Consider the following 15,670-nt stretch of genomic DNA (forward strand, 5'->3'; position numbering starts at 1 on the left):
GCGCAGTCCACGGCCGGAACCCGTTGACAGGTCCCGCCGCGGGGCGGACACTCTGCCCGCCCCAATGGAGATGAACGAAAGTTCACCAGGCGAACACCAGGATGGCACATGGACAAAGTGGTGGAGTCCGCCGCCGCGGCGGTGGCGGACATCGGAGACGGCGCCTCCCTCGCCGTCGGCGGCTTCGGGCTCAGCGGGGTTCCGCAGGTGCTGATCCGCGCCCTGCACGCCCGGGGCAGCACCGGCCTCGCCGTGGTCTCGAACAACTGCGGGGTGGACGGCGGCGGACTCGGCGTCCTCCTCGCCGCCGGCCGGATCTCCCGGGTGACCGGCTCGTACATCGGCGACAACAAGGAGTTCGCCCGCCGCTACCTCGGCGGCGAACTCGAACTGGAACTCGCCCCGCAGGGCACCCTCGCCGAGCGGCTGCGCGCCGGCGGCTGCGGGATCCCCGCCTTCTTCACCCCCGCCGGCGTCGGCACCCAGGCCGCCGAGGGCGGACTGCCCTGGCGCTACGCGCCCGACGGGAGCGTCGCCCTGGCCTCCCCGCCCAAGGAGGTCCGTGAGTTCGGCGGCCGTCCGCACGTCCTCGAGCACGGCATCACCACCGACTTCGCCCTCGTCCGCGCCGCCCGCGGCGACCGGCACGGCAACCTCGTCTTCCGCCGCGCCGCCCGCAACTTCAACCCGCTGGCGGCCATGGCCGGCCGCACCACCCTCGCGGAGGTGGAGGAGCTGGTCGAACCGGGCGCCCTCGACCCCGACGAGGTCCACCTGCCCGGCGTGTTCGTCCAGCGGGTCCTCGCCCTCACCCCCGAAGAGGCCGCCGACAAGGGCATCGAGCGAAGGACGGTGCGCAGCCGATGAGCTGGACCAGGGACGAGATGGCGGCCCGCGCCGCCCGCGAACTCACCGACGGCACCTGCGTCAACCTCGGCATCGGACTCCCCACGCGGATCCCGAACTTCCTCCCCGCGGGCACGGACCTCGTACTGCACTCCGAGAACGGGCTGCTGGGCGTCGGCCCCTACCCGTACGAGGACGAGGCCGACCCCGACCTCATCAATGCGGGCAAGGAGACGGTCACCGTCCTGCCCGGCGCCTCCTTCTTCGACTCCGCGCTGTCCTTCGGGATGATCCGCGGCGGCCACGTGGACACCGCCGTCCTCGGCGCCATGCAGGTCTCCGCCCGCGGCGACCTCGCCAACTGGGCCGTGCCCGGCCGGATGGTCAAGGGCATGGGCGGGGCCATGGACCTCGTACACGGCGCCCGCCGGGTCCTCGTCCTGACCGAGCACACCGCCAAGGACGGCACCCCGAAGATCGTCGACACCTGCACCCTGCCGCTCACCGGCCGGGCCTGCGTCCACCGGATCATCACCGACCTCGGCGTCCTCGACGTGACGGACGGCGGGCTGGTCCTGGTGGAGACCGCGCCCGGGGTCGGCGCCGACGAACTCCTCCGCCGGACCGGCGCCCCGGTCACCGTGCCCGCCGCCCTGGCTAAGGCCCCCGCCACCCTCCCCGCCGCCGGACAGGAGGCACGGCGTTGAACCGCACCGCGACAGGGGCCCGGACGGTCTACGTCGTCGACGCCGTACGCACCCCCGTCGGCCGGTACGGCGGAGCGCTCGCCGGGGTCCGCCCCGACGACCTCGCCGCCGGGGTGCTCGGCGCCCTGCTGGCCCGCAGCCCCGGCCTCGACCCCGCCCGCGTGGACGACGTCTTCCTCGGCAACGCCAACGGCGCCGGCGAGGAGAACCGCGACGTAGCCCGGATGGCCGTGCTGCTCGCCGGACTGCCCGTCAGCGTCCCGGGCGTGACGGTCAACCGGCTCTGCGGCTCCGGCATGGAGGCCGTCGTACAGGCCTACCGGGCCATCGCCCTCGGCGAGGCCTCCGTGGCCGTCGCGGGCGGGGTGGAGTCCATGAGCCGCGCCCCCTGGGTCCTCCCCAAGCCCGACCGGGCCTTCCCGGCCGGCCACCAGGAGCTCCACTCCACCACCCTCGGCTGGCGGCTCGTCAACCCGCGGATGCCCGCCGAGTGGACCACGGGCCTCGGGGAGGGCGCCGAACTGATCGCGGACAAGTACGCGATCAGCCGCGAGGCGCAGGACGCCTTCGCCCTCGACAGCCACCGCAGGGCCGCCGCGGCCTGGGCGGCCGGGGCCTTCGACCGCGAGGTCGTCCCCGTGGAAGGCACCGGCCTGCACCGCGACGAATGCGTCCGCGAGGACAGCACGGCCGCCGCCCTGGCCCGGCTCCGGCCCGCCTTCCGCCCCGGCGGCACCGTCACCGCGGGCAACTCCTCCCCGCTCAGCGACGGGGCCGCGGCCCTCCTCCTCACCGACGAGGCGGGCCTCGCCGCCACCGGCCGCGAACCCCTCGCCCGGATCGCCGCCTCCGCGGTCAGCGGGATCGAGCCGCAGTACTTCGGCCTCGGCCCCGTCGAAGCCGCCCGCCGGGCCCTCGCCCGGGCGGGGCGCGGCTTCGCCGGGCTCACCACCGTGGAGCTCAACGAGGCCTTCGCCGCCCAGGCCCTCGGCTGCCTGGCCGCATGGCCCGAGCTCGACCCGGCCCTGGTCAACCCGCACGGCGGGGCCATCGCCCTCGGCCACCCGCTGGGCTCCTCGGGCGCCCGGCTCGCGGGCACCGCGGCCCACCGGCTCGCCGCCGCGGGCTCCGGCACCGCGCTGGCCACCCTCTGCATCGGCGTGGGCCAGGGCCTCGCCCTCGTCCTGGAAAGGTGACGGAAAGCTGATGACACACACGGATACGGATACGGGCGCGGGTACGGCTGCGCGTACCGCCGCGGGTGCGGGTGCGGGTGTGCCCGCCGCCGACACCCAGGAGGCCGTCTCCCGCGAGATCGCCGCCCTCCGCGCGGCCCGCCCCGCCTCCGGTGCGGCAGGCCACCACCCCGACCGCTCCTACCCCCCGTACCGCAGCAGCGCCCTGCGCCATCCGCAGCACCCGCTGATCGCGGTCGCGGACCCGGAGGCCGTCGAACTCTCCGGGCCCGCCTTCGGGATCACGGACGTCACCGAGACCGACAGCGACCTGACCGCGGCCCACGCCGGGGAGCCCATCGGGGAGCGGATCACCGTCACCGGGCGGGTGCTCGACCGGGACGGGCGGCCCGTGCGCGGCCAGCTCGTGGAGGTCTGGCAGGCCAACGCCGCCGGCCGGTACGCCCACCAGCGCGACCGGCACCCGGCCCCGCTCGACCCCCATTTCACCGGATTCGGCCGGTGCCTGACGGATCATCAGGGAAACTACCGGTTCACCACCGTCAAGCCCGGCGCGTACCCGTGGCGCAACCACACCAACGCCTGGCGCCCCGCCCACATCCACTTCTCGCTCTTCGGCACCGCGTTCACCCAGCGGCTCGTCACCCAGATGTACTTCCCCGGCGACCCGCTCTTCGCCTACGACCCCATCCTCCAGTCCGTCACCGACGACGCGGCCCGGGACCGGCTCGTCGCCGCGTACGAACACGAGCTTTCCACCCCTGAGTTCTCGCTCGGCTACCGCTGGGACATCGTCCTCGACGGCCCCGCCGCGACCTGGACCGAGGAAGGCCGATGACCGCCCTGCACCCCACCCCCGCACAGACCGTCGGCCCCTTCTACGGGTACGCGCTGCCCTTCCCCGGCGGCCCCGACCTCGCCCCCGCCGGCCACCCGGACGCCCTCACCGTCCACGGGTACGTCTACGACGGGCAGGGCGCCCCCGTACCCGACGCGCTCGTGGAGTGCTGGCAGCCCGCCCCCGACGGGGACCGCTCCGGCGCCCCCGGCTCCCTGCGCCGCGACCCCGTCACCGGCGGGTACGCGGGCCGGGACGGGGTCACCTTCACCGGATTCGGGCGGGTCGCCACCGACGCCGACGGGCACTGGGGGGTCCGGACCCTGCCGCCGGGCGGGGTCCCGTACCTCTCCCTGTGCGTCTTCGCCCGCGGGCTGCTGCACCACCTCTTCACGCGGATCTACCTGCCCGGCCCGGCCGCGGAGGCCGATCCGCTGCTCGCGGGTCTGCCGGCCGGGCGCCGGGACACCCTCCTCGCCGCCCCGGCCGGGCCGCGGACGTACACCTTCGACATCCGCCTCCAGGGGCCCGGCGAAACGGTGTTCCTTGACTTCCGCTGACCGCCGGGACCCCGGCTCCGCCGCCGACCGCCCCACGGGCGCCGCCGACCTCGGGCTGCTCGCCCCCGCCTGGGCCGGGACCCCCGTCGAGGCGGCGACCGGGGACGGGGCCCTCCTCCAGGCCCTGCTGGACGCCGAGGCCGCACTGACCCGGGCCCAGGCCCGGCTGGGCCAGGCCCCCGCCGCGGCCGCCGCCGCGGTGACGGAGGCGGCCCGCGCCGAGCGCTTCGACCCGCGCGAACTGGCCCTGCGGGCCGCCGCCGCGGGCGGCAACCCGGTCATCCCGCTGGTGCAGGCCCTGACCGCGGCCGTGCCGGCCGCGGCGGCCCCGTACGTCCACCGGGGTGCGACGAGCCAGGACGTCCTGGACAGCGCCGCCATGCTGGTCGCGGCCCGCACCCTGCCGCTGATCACCGCCGACCTGCACCGGGCCGCGGGGGCCTTCGGGCGGCTGGCGGCGGAGCACCGGGCCACGCCGATGGCCGGCCGCACCCTGGGCCAGCACGCCGTGCCGACCACCTTCGGCCTCAAGGCGGCGGGCTGGCGCGCCCTCGCCCTCGACGCCGCCGCCCGACTGTCGGCTCTGACCCTCCCGGCCCAACTCGGCGGCGCGGCAGGCACCCTGGCCGCCTTCGGCTACCTGGCCGGGGAACACGCGGGGGCCGGGGAGCGGGCCGGTACGGATACCGACTCCGTTACCGGCGAAGCCGGTTCGGAGGCCGGCTGCCTCGCGCTGGTCGCCGCCTACGCGGACGAACTCGGGCTCGCCGTACCCGTCCTGCCCTGGCACACCCTCCGCACCCCCGTCGCCGACGTCGGCTGCGCCCTCGCCTTCACCGCGGCAGCGCTCGGCAAACCGGCCGCGGACGTCCTCCTCCTGGCCCGCACCGAGACCGGCGAACTCGCCGAGGGCTCCGGCGGGGGCTCCTCCGCCATGCCGCACAAGAGCAACCCGGTCCGGGCGGCCCTCGTCGCGGCAGGCGCCCGGCAGGCGCCCGCGCCGGCCGCCGTGCTCCTGGGCTCGCTCGCCGCCGAGGACGAGCGGCCCGCCGGGGCCTGGCACGCCGAATGGCAGCCGCTGCGCGAACTGCTCCGGCTGGCCGGGGCGGCCGCCCACCACACCGCACAACTCGCCGGGGAGCTGCGGGTCTTCCCGGACCGCATGGCGGCGAACCTGCACCTGACCCGCGGCCTGGTCGCGAGCGAACGCCTCACCGCCGCCCTCGCTGGCCCCCTCGGCCGGGCCGCCGCCCGGGACCTGCTCACCGGAGCCGCCCGCCGGGCCGCGGCGGAGGGGCGCGCGCTCGCGGAGGTCCTCGCCGGGCACCCGGCCCTCGCGGGCCGGATCACCCCGGAACGCCTCCGCCGGCTGGCCGACCCCGCCACCGCCACCGGCGCCGCCCCCCACCTCGTCGACCGGTCCCTCGCTGAGGGCCCCCCGCCCCTGCCTGGTCCGCCTGCGAGCCTGCCGGGTCCGCCCGAGACCCCGTCCGGCCCGGGTGCATTCGCGCCGGGCCGGTCGGACCCGGGCGCACCCGACCTGGGCCTGTCGGACCCGGGCGCATCAGCCCCCGGCCCGACCGCGCACCCCGCGTCCGCGCACCCCGCCCCCGCCCCGTCCGCCCCGGGCACATCCGCCCCCGCCCCGTCCGCCCCCGCCACGGAAGGCCGTCCATGACCCCCGTACTCCATCACCGGGCCGAAGGGCCCGCAGGGGCGCCCGTGCTCCTGCTGGGGCCCTCCCTCGGGACCTCGCTCGCCGTCTGGGACGGGCAGGCGGCGGCGCTGGCCCGGCGGTTCCGGGTGGTCCGCTGGGACCTGCCCGGGCACGGCGGCAGCCCGACCGCCGCCCTGTCCGACCCCGCCCCCGGGGCCACCACCGTCGCCGACCTCGCCGCGCTCGTCCTCGGGCTCGCCGACCGGCTCGGGATCGACGGCTTCGGGTACGCGGGCATCTCCCTCGGCGGGGCCGTCGGCGCGCACCTCGCCGTCCACCACCCCGACCGGGTCACCGCACTCGCCCTGGTCTGCTCCTCCGCCCGGTTCGGCGAGCCGGGGCCCTGGCGGGAGCGCGCGGCACTGGTCCGCGGCCGGGGCACCGGACCGGTGGCCCGTACCGCCGCCGAGCGCTGGTTCACCGCCGGATTCGCCGGCACCCGCACCGCCGGCCGGCTCGTCGGCGACCTGCACGCCGCCGACCCCGCCGGGTACGCGGCCTGCTGCGACGCCCTCGCCGCCCACGACCTGCGGGCCGACCTGCGCCGGATCACCGCGCCCACCCTGGTCCTCGCGGGCCGCGCCGACCCGGCCACCCCGCCCGCGCACGCCCGCGAACTCGCCGACGGCATCCCCGGCGCCTGCCTCACCGAGCTCGCCGGGGCCTCCCACCTCGCCCCCGCCGAACAGCCCGAGGCCGTACTCGCCGCCCTGCTGGGCCACTTCGAGGGCCACGAGCGCGCGGACGGCCGCCACGCGGAGGGCACGGCCGTACGCCGGGCCGTACTCGGCGACGACCACGTGGACCGGGCCCTCGCCCGCACCACCGCCTTCACCGCCGACTTCCAGGACTACCTCACCCGCTGCGCCTGGGGCGAGATCTGGACCCGCCCCGGGCTGGACCGCCGCACCCGCAGCTGCATCACCCTGACCGCCCTCACCGCCCGCGGACACCTGGAGGAGCTCGCCCTCCACGTCCGCGCCGCCCGGCGCAACGGACTCACCCCCGAGGAGATCGGGGAGGTCCTGCTCCAGACCGCCGTCTACTGCGGGGTCCCGGCCGCGAACGCGGCCTTCGCCACCGCGCAGCGCGTCCTGGCCGAGGACGCCGCCCCGCCGGTCTGACCCGCCCGGCCCGCCGACCCGCGGACCGCCACCACCCGTCCCCCCGCGCCGTGCACGCGTCCCCCCTCCCCCCGTCCGCCCCACCCCTGTTGGAGCAGCCATGCCCCGTACCACCGTCGCCGTCATCGGCGCCGGCCCCGCCGGACTCCTCCTGTCCCACCTCCTGCACCGCCAGGGCATCGACAGCGTGGTCCTCGAACTGCGAGACCAGGACTACGTCGAACGCCGCCAGCGTGCCGGGATCCTCGAACACGACACCGCCGAGGTGCTCCGCTCCTGCGGCGCCGGCGCCCGACTGGACCGCGAGGGCATCGAACACCACGGCATCGAGCTGCGCTTCGACCGCGCGTCCCACCGGATCGACTTCCCCTCCCTGACGGGCGGCCGCTCGGTGACCGTGTACGCCCAGACCGAGGTGGTCAAGGACCTGATCGCGCTGCGGCGCGAGGCCGGCGGCACGGTGCTCTTCGAGGCCGAGGCCCTCTCCGTCGAGGGCGCCGCCGCAGCCGGCGGATCCGGCCGGCCCGCCGTCCGCTACCGCCACCGCGGCGCCGAGCACACCCTGGAGTGCGACTACGTCGTCGCCTGCGACGGCTTCCACGGCATAGGCCGCCGCTCGGTGCCCGCGGACCTGCTCACCGTCACCGAGCGCACGTACCCCTTCTCCTGGCTCGGGATCCTCGCCGACGTACCCCCCTCCTGCGAGGAGCTGATCTACGCCCACCACGAGAACGGCTTCGCCCTGCACAGCATGCGCTCCCCGCAGGTGAGCCGGCTCTACCTCCAGGTCTCCCCGCAGGACACCACCGCCGACTGGCCGGACGAGCGCGTCTGGGACGAGCTGGAGACCCGCTTCGAGGTGGCCGGGGACTGGAAGCTGCGGCGGGGGCCCGTCACCGAGAAGAGCATCACGCCGATGCGCAGCTTCGTCGCCGAACCCCTGCGCCACGGCCGCCTGTTCCTCGCCGGCGACGCCGCCCACATCGTCCCGCCCACCGGGGCGAAGGGCCTCAACCTGGCCGTTGCGGACGTGACCCTCCTCGCCCAGGCCCTGACCCGCCACCGGACCGCGGGCGACGACTCGCTGCTCGACGCCTACTCGGAGACCGCCCTGCGCCGGATCTGGCGGGCCGAGCACTTCTCGTACACGATGACGACCCTGCTCCACGGGGCCCCGGAGGAGACGGAGTTCGACCGCAGACTGCGGCTCTCGCACCTGCGCTACCTGGTGTCCAGCGAGGCGGCGGCGACCACGCTCGCCGAGAACTACGTGGGCTACCGCACGGGTTGAGGGCATACCCGTCATACCTGAGAGCCACGCGGGAAGGGAGCTCCGCAGCGGGACGCCGACCACGGCGGCCGCTCCATAACTTCGGTGCCAGGCAGAAGCACTGCCTCCAGGAACCGAAGGGCCCCCTTCATGACGCGCCGCATCCCCGCCCGCCTGCGCCAGAGCGCCATGGCCGCCCTCGTGGCCGCCGCGGTCGCCTTCCCGCTGACCGCGGCCGCACTGCCCGCCGTGCCCGCGCCGGAACCGGTGCGGTTCGGGGCGGCGGCGGGAGCCGCCGAGCGGTACGCGGCCAACTCCGCCAACCTGCGGGAGGCGGAGCGCACCGCCCGGGACGCGGGCCGCACCGGACGGGCGGACCGGCTGCGCCGGATGGCCTCCGGAGGGGCGCAGTTCCTGGTCTTCGACGGGCGGGGCCCCGGCCGTGCGGTCGAGGTCTTCGGCGACCTCGCCGCGGCCGACCGGATCGCCGTCCTGGTCCCCGGGTCCGACACCTCGCTCGACACCTACGGCCGGTTCCGGGCCGGAGCGGCGTCCCTGGCCCGGTCCGTGCAGGCCCGGCACCCGCGCAGCGCGGTCGTCGCCTGGCTCGGGTACGAGACGCCGGGCACGTTCAGCCCCGCCGTCCTGGGCACGGGCCGCGCGCAGGAGGCGGCCCGCCTGCTGGGCGCGTTCACCGGAGAGCTGCACGGGATGAACCCGCGCGCCCGCGTGGCGCTGCTGTGCCACTCGTACGGATCGGTGGTCTGCGCGCGTACGGAGACCGGACCCGCCGTGACCGACACGGCCCTCTACGGCAGCCCCGGGACCGGTGTGGACCGGGCCGGCGACCTGCCCGGCAGCGCCCGGGTCTGGGCGGGCCGCGGCGGCACCGACTGGATCGGGCACGTACCGCACGTCCGCCTCGAACTGCCGGGCACAGCAGTCGGGTTCGGGCGGGATCCGGTGGACCCGGCTTTCGGCGCCCGGATCTTCGAGGCCGGGCCCGCCGGGCACAGCGACTACCTGCAGCCGGGCTCCGCGGCGCTCGGCGCCCTCACCCAGATCGCGCTCGGCCGGACCCCGGCGGGCACAGCCCCGGCCGACGCCCCGGCACAGGAGGCCCCCCGTGGCTAGGCACGAGGCCGGACTCCCCGGACCGCGCACCGCACTCACCGCACTCACCGCCCGTGTCGAGGCGGCCACCCCGGCGGGGCGCGACCGCTCCGTCGACGCGCTGCGGGCCTTCGCGACGGCCGGAGTCGTCCTCGGGCACTGGCTGGTGACCGCCCTGAGCACCCGCGACGGGGTCCTGCGCACGGTCAGCCCGCTCGCCGGGATGCCCTGGCTGGCCCCGGTGTCCTGGGTGTTCCAGACCCTGGCCGTGTTCTTCCTCGTCGGCGGGTACGCGGCCGTCCGGGGCCACGCCGCCGCCCGGGCCCGCGGGGAGGGGTACGGCGCCTGGGTCGCGGCCCGGATGGGCCGGCTGCTGCGGCCGGTCGCCGCCGTCCTCGTCCTGTGGGCGGTGGCCTCCGCGGTGATGCTGGCGGGCGGGACCGCGCCGGAGACCCTGCGCACCCTCCTGCGGCTGGTGCTGTCCCCGCTCTGGTTCCTGCTCGTCTACGCCGCGCTGACGGCCGCCACCCCGCTGGTGGCGCGGCTGCACCCGCTGTGGCCCCTCGCCGCGGTGGCGGCCGCGGACCTGGTCAGGTTCGGCCTCGGCGGCCCCGCCTGGCTGGGCTGGGCCAACGTGGCCGCGGGCTGGCTGGTGCCGTACTGCCTGGGCGCGATGTGGGCCCGGGGCGCGCTGCGGGGCCGCGCGCAGGCGGCGGTGCTGGCCGCCGGCGGGGCCGCGGCCTGCGCCGCGCTGGTGGTGTGGGGCGGGTACCCGGCCTCGATGGTGGGCGTGCCCGGCGCGGCGGTGTCCAACCTGAGCCCGCCGACCCTGGCCGCCGCGGCCTTCGGGCTGGCCCAGTGCGGGCTGGCGCTGCTGCTGCGCGGTCCGCTGGCGCGGCTCATGCGGCGGCCCGCCGCCTGGGCGGCGGTGGCCCTCCTGAACCTGTCCGCCATGACGGTCTTCCTCTGGCACCAGACCGCGATGATGGCCGTCACCGCCCTCGGCCTGCTCCTCGGCACCGACCTGCCCGGTCTGCACCGGGTCCCCGACGGCCCCGGGTGGATCGCCGCCCGGCTGCTGTGGCTGCCGCTGTTCGCCCTCGCCCTGGCGTTCTGCCGGGCCGCGTTCCACCCGTACGAGCAGGGCCGGACCCCCGGCCGGCCGCCGGGCCGCGCCGCGGTCCGCGGCGGACGGCCGAGGGCGGCGGCACGGAAGGGGATCACCCATGGCTAGGCTGAACCGCGTGAACGACCCGAGGGACAACAGTTCGACCGCAGTGCTCCGGGGGCGGACCGCGCGCCTGGGAGAGGCCCGCAGCACCGCGGCGGCCCTGGCCCGCGAGCTGTTCACGGTCCGGCGCGACCCGCTGCCGAAGATGGGCGGACCCAGGGCGCTGGCCCGACTGCCGCACCTGGCCGTGGCCCTGGCCTCCTACCTGCTCGGCGGCCTGACCTTCACCAACCTGCGCAACCACTACGACACGCCGGGGGACCTGACCCTCCTGCTGAGCGTGCTCACGGGCCTGTCCGTACTGCTCGCCATGCTCCGGCCCGCCGCCGCGTACTGGCTCGGGCTCGGGACGGCCGTCGCCACCGCCTTCGCCATCCACGACCGGGTCGGCCAGGGGCAGAACTGGATGTGGACCCCGGCCGGGATGTTCGCCTTCGCGGCCGTGCTGCTCCTGGCCGCGCTCCGGGTGCCGCCGCGGGTGACCGTATCGCTGGTCGGCCTCGCCATGCTCCTGACGGTCCTGCTGGAAGGCCTGTACTTCCCGGAGAAGAGCGCGTCCAGCGGAATCCAGGTGGCGGTCCTCTTCGGGGCCGCGGCCCTGATCGGGTACGCCCTGCGCGGGGTCCGCGTCGCCAGCGGCAAACTGCACGAGCAGGAGACGCTGACGGAGGAGGAGCGGGCCCGGCGCACCCTCCTGGAGGAGCGCAGCCGGATCGCCCGCGAGCTGCACGACGTCGTCGCCCACCACATGTCGGTGATCTCCATCCAGGCGCAGGTCGCCCCGCACCTGGTCGAGAACCCCTCCGACGAGCTCCGGGAGAACCTCGCCGGCATCCGGGAGAACGCCCTCGAGGCCCTGACCGAACTGCGCCGCGTCCTCGGCGTGCTGCGCTCCGAGGAACCCGGGGACCCGGCGAACCCGCACCACCCGCAGCCCACCCTCGCCGACCTCGACTCCCTGGTGGAGAACGTCCGCGGGGCCGGCCTGGCCGTGGGCGTCGAGCGCGTCGGCGAACAGCGGCCGCTCACCCCCGGAGTGGAGCTCACGGCGTACCGGATCGTGCAGGAGGCGCTCAGCAACTGCCTGCGCCACGCCCCCGGTTCGCGCGTCGAGGTCGGTCTCACGTACGGGCCGCGCGCGCTCCTGCTCGGCGTGACCAACACCGCGCCGACCCGGCCCGCTGCCGCCTCCCCCGGTACGGGGCACGGCCTGCTCGGGATGCGCGAACGGGCGGCCATGCTGGGCGGCGAGCTGACCGCGGGCCCGCGCCCCGGCGGGGGCTACGAGATATCCGCCGTGCTGCCCACGCAGGCGCACGGCTCCACCACCGAGCCGAAGAAGGGCGCATGACCACTGCCTCCCCCGCTCCGATCCGGGTGATGATCGCCGACGACCAGATGATGGTCCGCCAGGGCTTCACCGTCCTCCTCGACGCCGAGCCCGACATCGAGGTCGTCGGCCAGGCCGTGGACGGCGCGGACGCGATCGCGAAGGCCGCCGAACTGCTCCCCGACGTGGTGCTGATGGACATCCGGATGCCAGGCGTCGGCGGTATCGAGGCCACGGCCGCCGTCACCGCCGCCCCCGGCACCGCGGTCAAGGTGCTCGTGCTGACCACCTTCGACCTCGACGAGTACGTCTACGAGGCGCTGCGCGTCGGCGCCTCCGGCTTCCTCCTCAAGGACGCCTCGGCGGACCAGCTCGCCGAGGCGGTCCGGGTGGTCGCCGCCGGCGAGGCCCTGCTCTCCCCGAACATCACCAAGCGACTGATCACCGAGTTCTCCCGGATGGGGACCCCGCGGGGCCCGTCCCGGGAGCGCGTCGCCGAGCTCACCGAGCGCGAGACGGAGGTCCTGGCGCTGATCGCCCAGGGCCTGTCCAACGCCGAGATCGCGGCGCAGCTGGTCGTGGCCGAGCAGACGGTGAAGACCCACGTGGGCCGCATCCTGGTCAAACTGGGCCTGCGGGACCGCACGCAGGCGGCGGTCTTCGCGTACGAGACGGGACTGGTCCGCCCCTCGGGGTACTGACCCCGCCGGGCCGGCTGCCGGACCGCCGGCCGGTGGCCGGCCGTCAGGCGAGGAAGCGGTAGACCGGCTGGGCGACGCAGGCCGGCTTCCCGCCGCCCTCGACCTCCACGGTCAGGTCCACGACCACCTCGACCCCGCCGCGGACCCCGGTCACGGAGGCGATGCGGCCGTGGGCGCGGACCCGGGAGCCGACGCGGACGGGGGAGGGGAAGCGGACCTTGTTCAGGCCGTAGTTGACGGCCATGGACACGCCCTCCACCTGGAGCAGTTCGGTCCACAGGGGGATGAGGAGCGAGAGGGTCAGGTAGCCGTGGGCGATGGTCCCGCCGAAGGGGCCGTCCTTGGCGCGCTCCACGTCCACGTGGATCCACTGGTGGTCGCCGGTGGCGTCCGCGAAGGTGTCGACACGGCCTTGGCCGATCTCCAGCCAGGAGCTGTGGCCGAGGTCGGCGCCGTCCTGGGCCTTGATCTCCTCGATGCCGTGCACGGTGAGGGGCATGGTGACTCCGTTCGGGAGGAAGTGGGGGAAGGAAGAGGGAAGAAGAGGAAAGAAGGGGGAGCGGGGCGGGCGCGCTCAGGCGCCGCCGGCTGCCCCAGGCGACCCGGCCGCGCCGTCGGTCCCGTCCGTCCCGTACCGGGCCCTGATCGGGCCCTTCAGGAGCTTTCCGGTGGCGTTGCGCGGGAGCCCGGTGGCGAGGACCACGCTGCGGGGGATCTTGTAGCGGGCGAGCCTGCCCTCCAGGTGGGCGGTCAGCTCGGCCGCCGTGGCGTCCGCGCCGGGCCGCAGGACGACCACCGCGCGGCCGACCTCGCCCCATGTGGGGTCCGGTACGCCGATGACGGCCGCCTCGGCCACCGCCGGATGCCCGAGCAGGGCGTCCTCGACCTCGGCGGGGTAGACGTTCTCCCCGCCCGAGATGATCATGTCCTTGATCCGGTCGACGAGGGTGACGTACCCGTCGCCGTCGACGGTGGCCACGTCGCCCGAGCGGAAGCGGCCCCCGTCCAGGAAGGCCTCGGCGGTGGCCTCCGGCAGCCCCCAGTACCCCGGGGTGACGTTGGGGCCCGCGACCACGACCTCGCCCTTCTCGCCGGGCGCCGCCTCCTCGCCGGAGCGGCGGACGACGGTCACGTCCGTGAAGAAGTGCGGCACCCCCGCCGAACCGGCGCGGCCCGCCGCGTCGGAGCGGTCGAGGATCAGGGCCCCCGGGGCGGTCTCGGTCATCCCGTACCCCTGCACGAAGGCGAGCCCCCGCTCCAGGTACGCCCGCGCGGTGCGGGCCGGTACGGGCGCGCCCCCGCACAGCAGGGTGCGCAGCCCGGACAGGTCCGCGCCGGCCCAGCCCGGGTCCGCGGCGATCGCGTCGTACATGGTCGGTACGCCGAACATGCAGGTGACGCCGTGCCGTTGGACGAGGTCCAGGGTGCGGGCCGGGTCGAAGGAGGACTCCAGCAGGACCGTGCCGCCCTTGAGCAGCACGGGCAGGCAGCTCATGTTGAGCGCGCCGGTGTGGAAGAGCGGGGCGCTGACGAGCGCGACCTCGTCGCTCGCCAGATCGGTGTCCACGAGCACGTTGAGGCTGTTCCACAGCACGTTCCCGTGGGTGAGCACCGCGCCCTTGGAGCGGCCCGTGGTGCCCGAGGTGTACATGATGAGGCAGGGGTCGTCCCCGCCGACCGGCTCGTCCAGGGGGGCGGTCCCGGCGCGGGCGAGCAGCTCCCCGTACCCGGGGCCGTCCGCGGCCAGGGTGGCGGCCGTGCCCGCCCGTGCGGTGAGCTCCGCCACCCGGTCCGGGTCCTGCCGGACGTGGACGAGCAGCCGGCTGCCGGAGTCGGTGAGCTGGTGGACGAGTTCGTCCGCCGCGAGGCGGTTGTTCAGCGGGACGAACACGGCGCCGAGCTGCGCCGAGGCGAAGAGGGCTTCGAGGTAGGCGGGGTGGTTGGGCCCGAGGAAGGCGATCCGGTCCCCGCGGCCGGTCCCGTGGGCGCGCAGGACGTGCGCGAGCCGTACGGCCCGCTCGTGGAGTGCGGCGTAGGTGGTGGCCCGGCCCTCGTGCAGGAGCGCGGTGCGCCGCGGGGTCCTGCGGTGGCGGCGGGCGGTCCAGGATCCGATGCCCTGGTGGTGCATGGGAGCCCCTCAGCGGTCGGTGAGCCCGAGCAGGGCGGCCGCGTTGTCCTTGAGGATCTTCGGACGTACCTCGTCCTTGATCGGGAGCTCGGCGAAGTCGGCCAGCCAGCGGTCCGGGGAGAGCAGCGGGTAGTCGGAGCCGAAGAGGACCTTGTCCTGGAGCAGCGTGTTGGCGTAGTGGACCAGCTGCGGCGGGAAGTACTTCGGGGACCAGCCGGACAGGTCGATGTACACCTGCGGCTTGTGGGTGGCCACGGCCAGGGCCTCGTCCTGCCAGGGGAAGGACGGGTGGGCGAGGATGATGCGCATCCCGGGAAAGTCGGCGGCCACGTCGTCCACGTCCATCGGGTTGGAGTACTTCAGCCGGATCCCGCCGCCGCCCGGGGCCCCGGCGCCGATGCCGGTCTGCCCGGTGTGGAAGAGCGCGATCGCGCCGGCCTCCTCGATGGCCTCGTACAGCGGGTAGGCCATCCGGTCGTTGGGGTGGAAGGCCTGGAGGCTGGGGTGGAACTTGAAGCCCCTGACCCCGAACTCCGCGACCAGGCGCCGGATCTGACGGACCGCCGCTTTGCCCTTGTACGGGTCCACGCCCGCGAACGGGATGATGGTGCCGGGGTGTTCGGCCGCGGCCCGGGCGATCTCCTCGTTCGGCACGGGCGGGGTGCCGGTGGCCGATTCGGCGTCCACGGTGAACACCACGCAGGCCATCCGGCGCTCGCGGTAGTAGGCCGCGATCTCCGGCAGGGTGGGGTGGCGGTGGCCGGCCTTGAAGTAGGCGCCGGCCGCTGAGTCCAGCTCGGCCGACAGGGAGGTGCCGCCCCCGGCGGAGACCTCGGCGTGGGTGTGGACGTCGATGGCGACGAGCTCGTCCGGGTTCGGCAGGGGGGTGGCCGGGTGCGGCACGGGTGC

The 15,670-nt window shown here is 75.9% G+C and carries 14 protein-coding genes and 1 pseudogene; 12 read left to right on the forward strand and 3 right to left on the reverse strand.

Annotation, left to right across the window (positions count from 1 at the left end):
• The first annotated feature begins 108 nt into the window (after nucleotides 1-108).
• From ACZ7JZ_RS20800 to ACZ7JZ_RS20855, 12 genes and pseudogenes are all read left to right on the forward strand, one after another.
• Nucleotides 109-867, forward strand: a complete 759-nt coding sequence (locus tag ACZ7JZ_RS20800) for a CoA transferase subunit A (RefSeq protein ID WP_470941234.1) — start codon at nucleotides 109-111, stop codon at nucleotides 865-867.
• Nucleotides 864-1,553, forward strand: coding sequence for a CoA transferase subunit B (locus tag ACZ7JZ_RS20805; protein WP_470941236.1), 690 nt, complete (start codon nucleotides 864-866; stop codon nucleotides 1,551-1,553). Before ACZ7JZ_RS20800 ends, ACZ7JZ_RS20805 begins: the two co-directional genes overlap by 4 nt.
• The gene (locus ACZ7JZ_RS20810) at nucleotides 1,550-2,749 is read left to right on the forward strand and encodes an acetyl-CoA C-acyltransferase (RefSeq protein WP_470941238.1); all 1,200 of its coding nucleotides are present in this window, start codon (nucleotides 1,550-1,552) and stop codon (nucleotides 2,747-2,749) included. The genes ACZ7JZ_RS20805 and ACZ7JZ_RS20810 overlap by 4 nt, the downstream gene beginning before the upstream one ends.
• Nucleotides 2,750-2,759: 10 nt before the next feature.
• Nucleotides 2,760-3,587, forward strand: a complete 828-nt coding sequence (gene pcaH / locus ACZ7JZ_RS20815; RefSeq protein WP_470941240.1) for a protocatechuate 3,4-dioxygenase subunit beta — start codon at nucleotides 2,760-2,762, stop codon at nucleotides 3,585-3,587.
• Nucleotides 3,584-4,147: a protocatechuate 3,4-dioxygenase subunit alpha gene (pcaG, locus tag ACZ7JZ_RS20820; RefSeq protein ID WP_470941242.1), complete on the forward strand. Its 564-nt coding sequence runs from the start codon at nucleotides 3,584-3,586 to the stop codon at nucleotides 4,145-4,147. Before pcaH ends, pcaG begins: the two co-directional genes overlap by 4 nt.
• A pseudogene (locus ACZ7JZ_RS20825) lies at nucleotides 4,134-5,582 on the forward strand (lyase family protein); the annotation flags it as partial. The gene pcaG and the pseudogene ACZ7JZ_RS20825, both read left to right, overlap by 14 nt.
• A gap of 239 nt (nucleotides 5,583-5,821) precedes the next feature.
• On the forward strand, nucleotides 5,822-6,988 hold the full coding sequence (gene pcaDC / locus ACZ7JZ_RS20830) for a bifunctional 3-oxoadipate enol-lactonase/4-carboxymuconolactone decarboxylase PcaDC (RefSeq protein WP_470941244.1): 1,167 nt from the start codon (nucleotides 5,822-5,824) through the stop codon (nucleotides 6,986-6,988).
• 100 nt (nucleotides 6,989-7,088) lie between these two features.
• Nucleotides 7,089-8,279: a 4-hydroxybenzoate 3-monooxygenase gene (locus tag ACZ7JZ_RS20835; protein ID WP_470941246.1), complete on the forward strand. Its 1,191-nt coding sequence runs from the start codon at nucleotides 7,089-7,091 to the stop codon at nucleotides 8,277-8,279.
• 129 nt (nucleotides 8,280-8,408) lie between these two features.
• Nucleotides 8,409-9,392, forward strand: coding sequence for an alpha/beta hydrolase (locus ACZ7JZ_RS20840; RefSeq protein WP_470941248.1), 984 nt, complete (start codon nucleotides 8,409-8,411; stop codon nucleotides 9,390-9,392).
• Nucleotides 9,385-10,605, forward strand: a complete 1,221-nt coding sequence (locus ACZ7JZ_RS20845) for an acyltransferase family protein (RefSeq protein ID WP_470941250.1) — start codon at nucleotides 9,385-9,387, stop codon at nucleotides 10,603-10,605. The genes ACZ7JZ_RS20840 and ACZ7JZ_RS20845 overlap by 8 nt, the downstream gene beginning before the upstream one ends.
• Nucleotides 10,606-10,615: 10 nt before the next feature.
• Complete coding sequence (locus tag ACZ7JZ_RS20850) at nucleotides 10,616-11,953, forward strand: sensor histidine kinase (protein ID WP_470941252.1); 1,338 nt, start codon at nucleotides 10,616-10,618, stop codon at nucleotides 11,951-11,953.
• Entirely contained in the window at nucleotides 11,950-12,633 is a 684-nt protein-coding gene (locus ACZ7JZ_RS20855) for a response regulator (RefSeq protein WP_470941254.1), read from the forward strand. The genes ACZ7JZ_RS20850 and ACZ7JZ_RS20855 overlap by 4 nt, the downstream gene beginning before the upstream one ends.
• A gap of 43 nt (nucleotides 12,634-12,676) precedes the next feature.
• On the opposite strand, the gene ACZ7JZ_RS20860 is transcribed toward ACZ7JZ_RS20855, so the two are convergent.
• The 3 genes from ACZ7JZ_RS20860 to ACZ7JZ_RS20870 all read right to left on the reverse strand — a co-directional run bounded on the left by ACZ7JZ_RS20860 (nucleotide 12,677) and on the right by ACZ7JZ_RS20870 (nucleotide 15,664).
• Nucleotides 12,677-13,132 (reverse strand): MaoC family dehydratase, encoded by a 456-nt coding sequence (locus tag ACZ7JZ_RS20860; protein WP_470941256.1) that lies wholly within the window; start codon nucleotides 13,130-13,132, stop codon nucleotides 12,677-12,679.
• Nucleotides 13,133-13,207: 75 nt separating this feature from the next.
• Nucleotides 13,208-14,761: an acyl-CoA synthetase gene (locus ACZ7JZ_RS20865; protein WP_470941258.1), complete on the reverse strand. Its 1,554-nt coding sequence runs from the start codon at nucleotides 14,759-14,761 to the stop codon at nucleotides 13,208-13,210.
• Between the two features lie 9 nt (nucleotides 14,762-14,770).
• Entirely contained in the window at nucleotides 14,771-15,664 is an 894-nt protein-coding gene (locus tag ACZ7JZ_RS20870) for an amidohydrolase family protein (RefSeq protein ID WP_470941260.1), read from the reverse strand.
• Nucleotides 15,665-15,670 lie beyond the last annotated feature (6 nt).

The organism is Streptomyces sp. NPDC038213 (assembly GCF_055600495.1).

Bases quoted from the DNA above. Each gene is read 5' to 3' on its own strand.
- ACZ7JZ_RS20800 (WP_470941234.1), top strand. From the start codon at position 109: ATGGACAAAGTGGTGGAGTCCGCCGCCGCGGCGGTGGCGGACATCGGA.
- ACZ7JZ_RS20805 (WP_470941236.1), top strand. From the start codon at position 864: ATGAGCTGGACCAGGGACGAGATGGCGGCCCGCGCCGCCCGCGAACTC.
- pcaH (WP_470941240.1), top strand. From the start codon at position 2,760: ATGACACACACGGATACGGATACGGGCGCGGGTACGGCTGCGCGTACC.
- pcaG (WP_470941242.1), top strand. From the start codon at position 3,584: ATGACCGCCCTGCACCCCACCCCCGCACAGACCGTCGGCCCCTTCTAC.
- pcaDC (WP_470941244.1), top strand. From the start codon at position 5,822: ATGACCCCCGTACTCCATCACCGGGCCGAAGGGCCCGCAGGGGCGCCC.
- ACZ7JZ_RS20835 (WP_470941246.1), top strand. From the start codon at position 7,089: ATGCCCCGTACCACCGTCGCCGTCATCGGCGCCGGCCCCGCCGGACTC.
- ACZ7JZ_RS20840 (WP_470941248.1), top strand. From the start codon at position 8,409: ATGACGCGCCGCATCCCCGCCCGCCTGCGCCAGAGCGCCATGGCCGCC.
- ACZ7JZ_RS20855 (WP_470941254.1), top strand. From the start codon at position 11,950: ATGACCACTGCCTCCCCCGCTCCGATCCGGGTGATGATCGCCGACGAC.
- ACZ7JZ_RS20860 (WP_470941256.1), bottom strand. From the start codon at position 13,132: ATGCCCCTCACCGTGCACGGCATCGAGGAGATCAAGGCCCAGGACGGC.
- ACZ7JZ_RS20865 (WP_470941258.1), bottom strand. From the start codon at position 14,761: ATGCACCACCAGGGCATCGGATCCTGGACCGCCCGCCGCCACCGCAGG.